Annotated in this window: 10 protein-coding genes and 1 riboswitch; of the genes, 8 read left to right on the forward strand and 2 right to left on the reverse strand. The window is 41.7% G+C overall.

Features of this window, described 5'->3' with window-relative positions:
- Positions 1 to 7 precede the first annotated feature (7 nt).
- The 6 genes from JGUZn3_RS08495 (at position 8) to thiL (ending at position 7,614) form a co-directional block, all read left to right on the forward strand.
- Entirely contained in the window at positions 8 to 1,255 is a 1,248-nt protein-coding gene (locus JGUZn3_RS08495) for a lipoprotein-releasing ABC transporter permease subunit (RefSeq protein ID WP_203413115.1), read from the forward strand.
- On the forward strand, positions 1,248 to 1,937 hold the full coding sequence (locus JGUZn3_RS08500; protein WP_203413116.1) for an ABC transporter ATP-binding protein: 690 nt from the start codon (positions 1,248 to 1,250) through the stop codon (positions 1,935 to 1,937). Before JGUZn3_RS08495 ends, JGUZn3_RS08500 begins: the two co-directional genes overlap by 8 nt.
- Before the next feature lie 171 nt (positions 1,938 to 2,108).
- Positions 2,109 to 5,561, forward strand: coding sequence for a DNA polymerase III subunit alpha (gene dnaE, locus JGUZn3_RS08505; RefSeq protein WP_203413117.1), 3,453 nt, complete (start codon positions 2,109 to 2,111; stop codon positions 5,559 to 5,561).
- 75 nt (positions 5,562 to 5,636) lie between these two features.
- Positions 5,637 to 6,137 carry a transcriptional regulator NrdR gene (nrdR, locus tag JGUZn3_RS08510; protein WP_203413118.1) on the forward strand — a complete coding sequence of 167 codons (501 nt, stop codon included), beginning with the start codon at positions 5,637 to 5,639 and terminating at the stop codon, positions 6,135 to 6,137.
- A gap of 23 nt (positions 6,138 to 6,160) precedes the next feature.
- Positions 6,161 to 6,655 (forward strand): transcription antitermination factor NusB, encoded by a 495-nt coding sequence (gene nusB / locus JGUZn3_RS08515; protein WP_203413119.1) that lies wholly within the window; start codon positions 6,161 to 6,163, stop codon positions 6,653 to 6,655.
- A 5-nt stretch (positions 6,656 to 6,660) separates the two neighbouring features.
- Complete coding sequence (thiL, locus tag JGUZn3_RS08520) at positions 6,661 to 7,614, forward strand: thiamine-phosphate kinase (protein WP_203413120.1); 954 nt, start codon at positions 6,661 to 6,663, stop codon at positions 7,612 to 7,614.
- A gap of 63 nt (positions 7,615 to 7,677) precedes the next feature.
- On the opposite strand, the gene JGUZn3_RS08525 is transcribed toward thiL, so the two are convergent.
- Both JGUZn3_RS08525 and JGUZn3_RS08530 read right to left on the reverse strand, forming a co-directional pair.
- Complete coding sequence (locus JGUZn3_RS08525; protein WP_203413121.1) at positions 7,678 to 8,271, reverse strand: CatB-related O-acetyltransferase; 594 nt, start codon at positions 8,269 to 8,271, stop codon at positions 7,678 to 7,680.
- A gap of 209 nt (positions 8,272 to 8,480) precedes the next feature.
- Positions 8,481 to 9,944 (reverse strand): amino acid permease, encoded by a 1,464-nt coding sequence (locus JGUZn3_RS08530; protein ID WP_203413122.1) that lies wholly within the window; start codon positions 9,942 to 9,944, stop codon positions 8,481 to 8,483.
- 360 nt (positions 9,945 to 10,304) lie between these two features.
- Positions 10,305 to 10,391, forward strand: a riboswitch (glycine riboswitch).
- A 220-nt stretch (positions 10,392 to 10,611) separates the two neighbouring features.
- Between JGUZn3_RS08530 and gcvT the strand changes: the two genes are divergently transcribed.
- Positions 10,612 to 11,802: a glycine cleavage system aminomethyltransferase GcvT gene (gcvT, locus tag JGUZn3_RS08535; RefSeq protein ID WP_203413123.1), complete on the forward strand. Its 1,191-nt coding sequence runs from the start codon at positions 10,612 to 10,614 to the stop codon at positions 11,800 to 11,802.
- 38 nt (positions 11,803 to 11,840) lie between these two features.
- The gene (gcvH, locus tag JGUZn3_RS08540) at positions 11,841 to 12,209 is read left to right on the forward strand and encodes a glycine cleavage system protein GcvH (RefSeq protein ID WP_203413124.1); all 369 of its coding nucleotides are present in this window, start codon (positions 11,841 to 11,843) and stop codon (positions 12,207 to 12,209) included.
- Positions 12,210 to 12,240 lie beyond the last annotated feature (31 nt).

The following is a 12,240-nucleotide window of genomic DNA, read 5'->3' on the forward strand; positions in this document are numbered from 1 at the left end:
TATTTATATGTTTGGCCCCTTTGAGAGAAAAATAGCAGGGCGGTATTTGCGAGCTCGTAAAGGGGAGCGCTTTGTTTCCATTATTGCTATTTTTTCTTTAATAGGAATAGCCCTTGGTGTGGCCACCCTTATTATTGTTATGTCAGTGATGAATGGTTTTAAGGCCGATCTATTGGGGCGTATTCTTGGCCTTAATGGAGATTTAAGCATTTACGGCAAAAATACCTATTTGGGACAATACCAAACCCTGGCAGAGAGATTAAAAACGGTTCCAGGTGTAAAATCTGTTACGCCTTTGGTTGATGGACAAGTGTTGCTCAGTGTGGGCCAATATAGTGGTGGGGGTCTGCTTCGAGGGATCAGACCTGAAGATTTCAAAAACATGCCGGCTATTAGCTCCTCCATTGTGATGGGAAATCTCACGAACTTTAATGAGCCAGATGCCATTGTTATCGGAATTACTCTTGCTCGGCGCGCCAATCTTACAGTGGGGTCTGACCTTACCGTTATTTCGCCTAATGGGGCAGCCACTGCCTTTGGAACAGTGCCGCGGATCAAGACTTATCATGTCGTGGCTATATTTGATGCGGGCGTAAGGGATTATAACGCCAGTTATGCTTTTATTCCCCTTCATTCAGCCCAAATCTACTTTCAAATGCCTGATGCCGTCACCCTTATTCAGGTCGCAACAACAGACCCAGAGCATGTTAGGAGTGTAACCAAGACCATAGAACAGGCCTTGCAGCATTCTCGTGTGCGCGTGCAGGATTGGACCCAAAGTAACAACGCTTTTTTTGGGGCTGTTCAGGTCGAGCAAAATGTTATGTTTCTTATTTTAACCCTCATTATTATTGTTGCAGCCTTTAACGTTATTTCCTCCTTGATTATGATGGTAAAAGATAAAAACCGTGATATTGCTGTTTTACGCACGATGGGGGCTAGCAAGGGGGCGATTATGCGAATATTCCTTATGTGTGGGGCTTCTGTGGGCGTTTTCGGAACGGTAGCAGGGACAGTTTTAGGAATTATTTTCTGCCTCAATATTGAACATATCCGCCAGGGACTACAGGCTATTACAGGAACCAACCTTTTTAATCCTGAAGTGTATTATCTGGAACATCTACCGGCCAAGTTGGTGTGGGGGCAGGTGATAGAAGTTGTCGTTATGGCTTTAGCCCTTTCCTTACTGGCCACCCTTTATCCATCCTGGAAGGCTGCTAAAACTGACCCGGTAGAGGCCCTTCGCCATGAATAGTCAAACAGTGCTTCCCCTGATCCTTGAAGAGATTTCGCATAGCTATATCAGCGGAGAGGAAACCCTTACTATCCTTAAAGGGCTTAATTTATCGCTAAAAGCTGGGGAAATTGTTGGGCTTGTAGCCCCATCGGGAACAGGAAAATCCACTTTGTTGCATATTGCTGGGCTTTTAGAAACACCCGATAAGGGGCGTGTTGTTGTCAATGGTCAACCGATAACGGCCTTATCTGATAAAGAAAAAACAAGGATACGTCTTAAATCAATAGGGTTTGTTTATCAATTCCATCATCTGTTAGGGGAGTTTACTGCGGTGGAAAACGTTATGCTTCCCATGATGATTGCAGGGGTTGATCAATCAACGGCTCGAAAAAGGGCAGAAGAGCTCCTTTCAGGTTTTGGGTTAGCGAAACGGGTCAATCATTTACCGGGAAAACTTTCTGGTGGTGAAAAGCAGCGTGTTGCTATTGCCCGGGCTTTAGCAAATCGTCCACAAATCTTGCTGGCTGATGAGCCTACCGGGAATTTGGACAATCAGACAGCGGAAGTGGTTTTTAAGGAATTTTTATCTGCCGCCAGAGATCATGGATTGGCAGCTTTAATTGCAACCCATAATGCAGAACTGACAGACCAGATGGATAAAGTTGCCATAATGGAAAATGGGCAGTGTAGCTTTCGTTAGGAAGTGGTTAGAGCCACACTTTTGATCAAGCGTAACGAAAAACCTTTACCCTCTGGCTTTATTTGCTTTATTGTATGAACTGTGTTTCCTACGGTCGAAGGGGCATTCTATCCTGCGCCTTTTATCTGTACTTTTTAAGAATATGTTCAGAAAAATTGGATAAGTCTACTCATGACATACGCCAACTTTATTCATCTCCATAACCATTCTGCCTACTCGCTTAGCCAGGGGGCAATGCGTGTGGCAGATCTTGTCGCCCTAGCTGAACACTATTCTATGCCAGCTGTGGCAATGACTGATAGTGGCAATATGTTTGGAGCACTTGAATTTTCGCAATATAGCACTTCTAAGGGAATTCAACCCATTATTGGTTGCGAAATTGGAGTTATTCTTGATTTTTCCGATAATAAAAACAAATTATCAGACTTCCAGCCGTGGCAAAAACCTGTTGTGATTTTGGCAAAAACCGAAGAAGGTTTATCCAATATTCAAAAACTGAGTTCTTATGCCTTTATTCATGGCGAGGATCCCTCAAAACCGAGTGTTCCTTTGGAAGTTCTTCTTCAGCATACTTCTGGGGTTTATCTTTTAACAGGAGGAAGTGAAGGGGTTCTTTCCGCTCTTTTTGAGCAAGATCGATCAAAAGAGGCTTATATCCTACTTGAAAGATTATCAGGAGCGTTTAAAGACAATATAGCCATAGAAATAAATCGTCATGGCCAGCCATTGGAAAGAAGTATAGAGCCTGAGCTGATTAGCCTTGCTGACAAATATGGCCTACCTCTTGTTGCCACTAACAATTGCTATTTTTCTAAACAAGAAATGTATGAGGCCCATGATGCGTTAATCTGCATTGCACAGGGCTGTACAATGGCTGAAGAAAACCGTTGGCGTGTAACGCCAGAACACTGGTTTAAACCGCCAACTGTTATGCGTGAGTTATTTGCTGACATTCCCGATGCCTGTGATAACACTATTGCCATCGCCCAGAAATGCTCCATTAAATTTCCAACACGTAAACCTATGCTTCCTGTCAGTCCCAAAGTGGATGAGGGGAAAACAGAAGATGAAACCCTTCGGGAGATGGCTAACAAAGGCCTTCAGGAACGGTTAAAGGATATGGCTCTGGATGAAAAAACCAAGCGTATCTATCAAGAGCGGTTAACTTTTGAGCTTGGCGTAATTTCCAGCATGGGTTTTCCCGGCTATTTTATGATTGTGGCCGATTTTATTCAGTGGGCAAAAGAGCATGATATACCAGTTGGACCGGGGCGCGGTTCTGGTGCGGGCTCTCTTGTTGCGTGGGCTTTAACTATAACTGATTTGGACCCTATTCCTTTTAATCTGCTCTTTGAGCGGTTTCTAAATCCAGAACGTATTTCTATGCCAGATTTTGATATCGATTTCTGTCAGGATAGGCGCGATGAAGTCATTTCTTATGTTCGGAATGAATATGGAGCAGATAGGGTCGCTCAAATTATAACATTTGGAAAACTCCAGGCGCGGGCAGCAGTAAGAGATGTTGGCCGTGTTTTGGGGCTTCCCTATGGAATGGTTAATCGCGTAGCCGAGCTTATTCCCAATAATCCGGCCAAACCTGTTAAGCTGGCGCAGGCGATTGAAGAAGAACCTCGTTTGCAAGAGATGCGAGATTCTGATGATGAGATTAGGCGCTTATTAGAAATCGCCCAACAGCTTGAAGGTCTTTACCGTCATGCCAGTACTCACGCCGCCGGAGTGGTGATTGGAGATCGCAAGCTTGACGAAGTTGTTCCTCTTTATCGTGATCCACGAAGCGATATGTTGGTAACCCAGTTTAACATGAAATATGTTGAACAAGCAGGACTGGTGAAGTTTGATTTTCTTGGCTTAACAACGCTTACTGTTCTGCAGCGCGGTGTTAACATGCTTAAAGAGCTGGATGTTTCTATCAATCTTTCACAAATCCCTTTAGATGACCCTCTTACTTACGAGATGCTCTCACGGGGGGATACTGCCGGGGTATTTCAGTTTGAAGGGGCAGGAATGCGCGATGTTCTTAAACAAATGCGTCCTTCACGCTTAGAAGACCTGATTGCAGCGGTTGCCCTCTATCGCCCAGGGCCTATGGCTAATATCCCTGATTATTGTCATAGAAAACATGGTGAAGAATGGCAACCTCCCCATGAAGATTTACGAGACATTCTGGCTGAAACCTATGGGATTATGGTCTATCAGGAACAGGTTATGCAGATCGCCCAGAAAATGGGAGGGTACAGTCTAGGCGCTGCTGATATTCTGCGCCGTGCCATGGGGAAAAAAATACGCTCAGAAATGGACCAGCAAAAAATCATTTTCACCCAAGGTGCTATAGAACGGGGAGTTTCAGAAGAGAAAGCTGCAGAAGTTTTTGAATTAATGGCAAAATTTGCAGATTATGGGTTTAATAAATCTCATGCGGCTGCATATGCTCTTGTCTCTTATCGTACGGCTTGGATGAAAGCCAACTATCCCGTAGCCTTTATTGCAGCATGTATGTCTCTCGCGCGGGAAAAGACGGATAAGCTTGCTTCCCTTCGCCAGGAAGCTTTACGGATGGGGATAGAGATTTTACCGCCGGACATCAACAAATCTTTTCCAGATTTTAAAATTGAAATTAACCCAGAGAGTAGCAAGCAATCTATTCGCTATGCCTTGGGGGCCATAAAAAAAGTGGGTTTCCATGCTATGGAACAACTGGTTAAGGCCCGTGGGCAGAGACCTTTCGCTTCGATAGAGGATTTTTCAGAGCGCATTAACCCAAAATTTCTTAATAAAATGCAGCTTGAAAATCTGGCCAAGGCAGGGGCTTTTGATAGTTTGGATAAAGACCGAGCAAAGATTTATTATTCTGCAGAAATTATTTTAAAATATGCTCATGCCGTTTTTTCCGAAAAGGAGAGTGGTCAAAATGGCCTGTTTTCAAGCGGGGTTACGGTTGCCAAAAACCCAATGAAACTGGTAGAAGAGACGAAATGGATGGAATTTGAGAAATTAAGTCAGGAGGCAGAAGCCATAGGATTTCACCTGACGAATCACCCTCTCGATTCTTATAAAGGTTTTTTGAAAAAAAAGGGTGTTATTCCCTCTGCCTATATTGACCATAGTGCTAGGGCAGGGCAGGGCAGAGTTTTTCTTGCGGGCTGTATTATTGATAAGAAAGAAAGACCCACAAAAACAGGAAAGAAAATGGCATGGGTTCGTCTTTCTGATAGCTATGGTGGTTTCGAGGTAACATTTTTTTCAGAAACTCTTCATAAAGTAAGAGATGTCCTCATACCAGGTTTAGCAGTTCTCATTACTGCAGAATTGCGGATTGTCGATGATGCTGTGCGGATCACAGCTTTTGATGCCGAAAAACTCGAAGAGATTATTGGGCAGACAGCAACACAAACAAGAATATGGCTAAAAGATACAACGCCATTGCCTTATTTAAAAGATCTGCTGTCTCAGTTAGCCTTTGGTAAGGGGCAGGTTCTTATGGTTCCAGAAATTAAAACAGGAAGAGAGCTTGAGATGTGCTTGCCCGATACCTATGGCATAACACCAGAAGCCATTGAAAGAATTAAAACATTCCCGGGCATTGTAAAAGTAGAACAAGCATAAGTTTATATTTATAAACTAAAAAATACATAAATATAAACTTTAATAATTGGTTTTTAAAAAGGTTAATTAAATATTATGCGTTGTCCTTTTTGTGGTTCTGACGATACGCAGGTGAAAGATAGTCGTTCTCAAGAGGATGGAACCTCCATAAAACGAAGAAGGTTTTGTCCTTCTTGCCAACAAAAATTTACAACCATCGAACGTATTTATTTACGAGATTTTGCAGTGATTAAAAGTGATAGTCGCAGTGTATCCTTTGATCGTGATAAATTGGCGCGGTCTATAAAAATTGCTGTAAGGAAACGTCCTATTCAGGAAAGTGAGGTTGACCGCTTGGTCAATGATATTGTAAGAGAACTGGAAAATTATGGTGAAAATGAAATCAGATCCAGTTATATTGGAGAACTGGTTATGAAAAAATTACTGACTGTGGATCCTGTTGCTTACATACGTTTTGCAAGCGTTTATAAGGATTTTCGCGGTGCAAAAGACTTTTCAGAAATTGTTCAGTCTATTACAAACCCTATCGAGGTTGAAGGGAAGCAAAATGACCCTCTTCCCACTCATAAAGAATGAAATTGATATCATGACGCTAAACTATGAATAAACCTTCAGAGCATTACAGACTAGGATCTAGAACAGCGGCAAGGATAGCTGCTGTTCAAGCTTTATTTCAACATCAACAGTCTAGCGAAGATTTAAACCAAATAGAGCAACAGTTTTTGTTCTTCCGTTTGCGTCCTGCCGAAATAGACGCCACAAGTGGTGATAATACCCTTATGGAAAAGGCCGATGTAAAATTCTTTAGCCAGCTTATTCAATCGGCACAGGTTTATTTTCCTACAAGTCTTGAGCAGATTACGCAAACGTTGCCTGTGGAATGGCCTCTTAATCGTATTGATCCTGTTTTAAAATCTTTGCTCTGTATGGCTATTATAGAATTATACGCCTTTAAGGAAACCCCATCGCGGGTAGTGATTAATGAGTATATTAATGTAGCCCATAGTTTTTTTTCCGGTGATGAGCCAAAAATGGCGAATGGTATTTTAAATACAATAGCAAGAACCCTCAGACCCGACGATTTTTCTCAATAAAAGGTATGGTGGAACTCTCTAAAGAATTTGTTTTTATTGAAAAAAACTTTCGTTCTCTAGCGGGTGAAGGTGCTTTAGGGTTAAAAGATGATGCAGCAATTGTAAAGATTTCTGCAGGAGACGAGCTGGTAGTTTCTGCTGATGCCATGGTAGAGGGGGTTCATTTTTTCAGCTCTGACCCACCGGATACGGTCGGCCAAAAACTTTTGCGGTGTAATCTTTCTGATATGGCTGCGATGGGAGCTACACCTTTAGGGTATCTTCTAACCATTTCAAGGCCACCTCATATTTCAGAAGAATGGTTCGAGCTTTTTTGTGAGGGCTTAAGAAGAGATCAAGAGACTTATAAAATATTTCTTCTGGGTGGAGATACCACGCGAACAGAGGGTAATTTGGTTTTATCTCTGACGATTTTGGGAACTGTAACACAAGGTTTGTCGGTTAAACGAACGGGTGCTCAAGAGGGTGACGAATTATGGGTTACAGGAATCATAGGGGATAGTGCGCTTGGCCTAAAAGCTTTGTTGAATGAACTGGAAGAGTCAACAGGCTATTTTGTCAATCGTTATCGGCTGCCTCAACCAAGGGTAGGGTTGCCCATTGCAGGATTAGCCCATGTTGCCATGGATGTTTCAGATGGGCTCATTCAGGATGCTGGGCATTTAGTGCGTGCTAATCAATTGGGGGTTACAATAGAGCTTGAAAAAATCCCTTTTTCACAACAAGCTCGCTCGCTTTCTTCTGCATGGTTAGAAACCTGCTTAACGGGGGGAGATGATTACGAACTTCTTATTGGCATCTCACCGAAGAATTCTAAACAATTACAAGAAATATCCCATCGTATGAATATTCCTGTTACGCAGATCGGTTTTTTTACTGCAAAACATACAAGCGTGAAGATTATCAATAAAGAAGGTCATGAAATGAAATTCTCAAATCAAGGATGGAGTCACTTTTAAAAGAGAAATTTATCAAAAGAGAATTCAGCTTTAAATATACAACAAGCATTCTGTCTTGAGCATTTACGATTTTTCTGCCTCGGTCAGAAATTTCTCTATATCATTACTTAAGAGAAGGGGAAGAAACTTTTCTACTTTCTCTTTTTCCCATTTCCACCAGGATATTTTGAGCAGACGATTACAAATTTCCTCAGAAAAGCGCTTTTTTATGGGACGCGCAGGGTTACCCGCCACAATCGTATAAGGGGCAACCGATTTACTGACGACGGAGTGGGCCCCAATGACGGCACCAGTTCCAATCTCAACACCGGAAAGTATGATACTATTTTTACCAATCCAGACATCGTCATGGATAATAACATCACCTTTAGTATCATGATCTTCATAATGCTCAGGAAAATTACCCCAATATTCTTTTAAAACATTAAAAGGATAGGTGGTTACCAGATCAGTTCTATGATTACCCAAGGCTATTGTAACATCAGGGGCGATAGAACAGTAATTGCCGATTTTAAGCATCGCCATTTCTGGCTCAAGAACAAGAGGTTTACCGTAGGTATACTCACCAATTTCCCATTGCCACTGATCTACTTCCCATGCCAATTGAAAACGGGTTAGCAGGTTCCATTTAGGATCTTTAATTCTCTTATGTATCATTTCATTATCTCTATCATAATTTTTTCTAAGATACAATTTGGCATAATATATATTATAAAATATTTAGATGGGCTCTTATTAAGGCCCTTTTAAAAATTAAAGCTGAATTCTCTTTTGCTAAATTTCTCTTTTAAAGCCGATAAAACCTTATTTTTTTTCGTAAAGTTTCTTCTTGATTTTACCGGATATCCCCTTGTCTTTAAAGAAGATTATTTCTTTTGTAGTTTGCTATTATATCGTCCATAACAGAAATAAATTATAATCCCTATAGTTAACCAAAGGATGAGCCTCAACCAAGTCATACTATCAAGAGATAACATCATCATTCCACATGTTAAAATGCCTAGTATGGGTATGGTAAAACCTCCTGGAATACGGAATTTTCGTGTTTTATGAGGCTCAACAACCCTCAATATAATCACGCCTATGCTGACGATGGTGAAAGCAAAAAGGGTACCTATGGATGTCATATGAGCAAGTTTCTGTATGGGAGAAACCGCAGCAATAATACTTACGCAAATCATAAGCAAAATTTGTGTATACCATGGAGTTTGCCATTTTTGATGAGTTGTAGAGAATAATTTTGGCAACAAACCATCTCGTGACATGCTGAATAAAATACGGCTTTGGCCAAGAAGCATCACAAGTATTACCGAGGTAAACCCACATATAATACCGAAACCAATCAGATTTTTTAACCAGAGGTAAGGTGTTTTATTGATCGCTGTTATAACGGGTGATGCATCTCCTACCATATCTGAATAGCGAACCATACCGGTTAATACGATTGAAAAAGTAATATAGGCCAAACTACAAATAGCCAAGCTTCCCAATATGCCAATGGGAATATCCCTGGCGGGTTTTTTGGCTTCCTGAGCAGCGGTGGAGACGGCATCAAAGCCAATATAGGCAAAAAAGACCGTCCCTGCTCCAGTAATAACACCAGACCAGCCATAGTGACCATAGACCCCAGTATTAGGAGGAATAAAGGGCTGATAGTTAGCGGTTTCTATATAGGGAATACCAAAACCAATTACCGCAACAATAACGGCAATTTTAATCCCCACGATTATATTGTTTATTCGTGCTGAATCTGTAATGCCCTTTATAAGAAGCAATGAGATGGCACAGATAATAAAGACAGCCGGAAGATTAAAAAAAGCCTGAACTTGGCTGCCATCAGACAATGTTACAGTTTCAAAGGGAGTAGAGAGAAAACGTGGAGAAAGATGGATGCCCCATGAATCCAAAATCTTCGCCACATATTGTGACCAGCTTACGGCTACGGTAGCACTCGCAACCCCGTATTCCAGAATTAAATCCCAGCCCACAATCCAGGCGACAAGCTCTCCCATGGTAACGTAGGAATATGTATAGGCGCTGCCTGAAAAGGGAATCATGGAGGCCATTTCGCTATAACATAGGCCCACAAAAACACAGGCTATAGCCCCGAGAAGGTAGGAAAGGGTTATGGCAGGCCCAGCATTTTCTGCAGCAGCAATTCCAGTGAGAGAAAATAGCCCTGCCCCAATAATAGCGCCAATGCCAATAGAGACCAAGCTTACGGCTGAAAGCGCTCTTTTTAATTGATGGGAGGGAGTCTGTTCATTAATGTCTTTTTTTCTGAAGGAAAAATGAAGGAATGGCAGCTTTGGTTTGATAGCCCCTGACATGCTCTCTCCTTAATCGTGGTGGAAGGGGTTTGTTCTCTATAAAGGGTTGAAGATTATTAGCTGGAACTTGCTTCGTCGCATTGGCGTCTCAGTTTACGATATTGCTTATGGTATTGAAAAAAGCTGTTATTGAAAAAGAGCAACCTGATTTTCTGCTGATGCAAGAAGCCACAAAAGATCTCGCTGTTTAATATTAATACAAATTTTACTCATTAATACAAATAATATTATAATTAAGATCGAAAAAATAAAATTTTCTGAATTCTTCTGAAAGATTAAATTAGAAATCAAAAATGCGAGATTTTTCCAAAAAGCTTAAAAATTTCCTTTCCTTCCCTTTTGAAACTTGCTATCGAAATGATCAAGGTCATGGGAGAGACCATTCAATTGGCGCCGAAGGAGCAACACCCCTTGGAAACTCTCAGGCAAAAGAACCATGACACTCAATACCATTCTGGAAAGAGGTTAAGACCCGCCGAAGGATAACGATCTCAGGCAAGCGAGACAGAAAAGGGGACGCCAACCATTTTAGGGAAGGACTGTCTTATGCCTGTCAAATTCACGAGGTTTTTCTTAATCCGTCCGTATCCGTAAACATCCTCAAAACAAATTCACTGTTCACTTTAGTCTGGGGCTATTGGTTTACTTTTTGTTGGGTGATTTACGAATGACAACTCTCTCTTCTCCGTTACAGAGAACGCCATTATATAATTTGCATAAAGAGCTGGGGGCCCGTTTTGTACCATTTGCAGGGTATGAAATGCCTGTTCATTATGAAGATGGGATTATTGCAGAGCATTTACATACACGTAACTCTGCCGGTTTTTTTGATATTTCCCATATGGGGCAAATGGCCATTACCCATAAATCTTCAAATATAGATTTTTCATTTACAAATGAAAATAAATCACTCCCTCATGAGCCGATATCAGATATCCTTTTAAAACTTGAACGTTTACTTCCCGCAGATATAAAGGGCCTAAAATCGGGAAGACAGCGTTACTCCACTTTCACAAATACTCAAGGTGGTATTCTTGATGACTTGATGGTAGCCAACTTAGAACATTTTGTGTTCTTAGTTGTAAATGCTGCATGCAGGAATAAAGATTTTACTCATGTTTTTGAACATATGTCTGAATATTCCGTTAAAATGCTTGATGAAAAAGTATTATTTGCGCTTCAGGGGCCAAAAGCAGATTCTGTGTTGTCTCGTTTTGTGTCACAGATATCGAATATGAAGTTTATGGATATCTATGAAGTAAAAGATCGTGATGGGGTTCCCCTCCTCATTTCTCGCTCCGGCTATACAGGTGAAGATGGTTTTGAAATAAGCCTTAATGCTGTAGATGCCGAGCCTTTTGCCAGAAAACTCCTGACTCATAAGGACGTCAAACCCGTTGGGTTGGGCGCTCGTGACAGTTTACGCCTTGAAGCTGGGCTATGTTTGTATGGGCACGACATTACTGAAAAAACAACCCCTGTTGAGGCTGCTCTTGAATGGTCTATTCAAAAAGTGCGCAGAAAAGGGGGCGCCAGGGCGGGTGGTTTCCCTGGAGAGAGGAGTATTTTAGATCAACTGGAACAAGGGACAGCCTTGCGCCGCGTGGGGTTAAAAAGCCAAGGGCGAGCTCCTGTGAGAGAGTCTGCTAAGCTTTTTGCAGATGATCAGGGGCAAAACCCTATAGGGCATGTTACTTCTGGTACCTTTTCCCCCTCTCTTTCCTGCGCAATTGCCATGGGATATGTTCAGTCTTCTTTTAGTATAGTAGGAAATACTGTCTATGCTGAGCTTCGAGGGAAATTTCTTCCTTTTGAAATAACGCCCCTCCCCTTTGTGACTTCGCATTATAAACGTTAACGACAATATTTTACTATTTTTCAATAAAGGAAACTTAAATGTCTTCACTCTATTTTTCAAAAGATCATGAATGGCTTAAAATTGAGGGTGATACAGCTCTCGTTGGTATTACGCCTTACGCTGTTGAAGCACTAGGAGAGTTAGTTTTTGTGGATATGCAGGCTGTGGGCACGACCTTTAGCCAAGGGGATTCGATTGGGGTGGTAGAATCTGTTAAAGCGGCTTCTGATATTTATGCCCCGGTGGATGGAGAAGTTATTGAAATTAACACAGAATTAGGCGCTACTCCCAATTTGGTGGCAGAAGATCCGTTTAATAAAGGTTGGCTTGTACGCATTAAGTTGACTGCCCCGGAGCAGCGCTCAGACCTACTGGATGAGGAAGGCTATAAGAAACTTACCGCATAAGCCCAGAAAACGCGTTTTTAGGCTAGCCCCT

The sequence above is a fragment of the Entomobacter blattae genome (genome assembly GCF_014672835.1).
Classification (GTDB): domain Bacteria; phylum Pseudomonadota; class Alphaproteobacteria; order Acetobacterales; family Acetobacteraceae; genus Entomobacter; species Entomobacter blattae.

Bases quoted from the DNA above. Each gene is read 5' to 3' on its own strand.
- gcvH (WP_203413124.1), top strand. From the start codon at position 11,841: ATGTCTTCACTCTATTTTTCAAAAGATCATGAATGGCTTAAAATTGAG.
- nrdR (WP_203413118.1), top strand. From the start codon at position 5,637: ATGCGTTGTCCTTTTTGTGGTTCTGACGATACGCAGGTGAAAGATAGT.
- JGUZn3_RS08530 (WP_203413122.1), bottom strand. From the start codon at position 9,944: ATGTCAGGGGCTATCAAACCAAAGCTGCCATTCCTTCATTTTTCCTTC.
- thiL (WP_203413120.1), top strand. From the start codon at position 6,661: ATGGTGGAACTCTCTAAAGAATTTGTTTTTATTGAAAAAAACTTTCGT.
- nusB (WP_203413119.1), top strand. From the start codon at position 6,161: ATGAATAAACCTTCAGAGCATTACAGACTAGGATCTAGAACAGCGGCA.
- gcvT (WP_203413123.1), top strand. From the start codon at position 10,612: ATGACAACTCTCTCTTCTCCGTTACAGAGAACGCCATTATATAATTTG.
- JGUZn3_RS08525 (WP_203413121.1), bottom strand. From the start codon at position 8,271: ATGATACATAAGAGAATTAAAGATCCTAAATGGAACCTGCTAACCCGT.
- JGUZn3_RS08495 (WP_203413115.1), top strand. From the start codon at position 8: ATGTTTGGCCCCTTTGAGAGAAAAATAGCAGGGCGGTATTTGCGAGCT.
- JGUZn3_RS08500 (WP_203413116.1), top strand. From the start codon at position 1,248: ATGAATAGTCAAACAGTGCTTCCCCTGATCCTTGAAGAGATTTCGCAT.
- dnaE (WP_203413117.1), top strand. From the start codon at position 2,109: ATGACATACGCCAACTTTATTCATCTCCATAACCATTCTGCCTACTCG.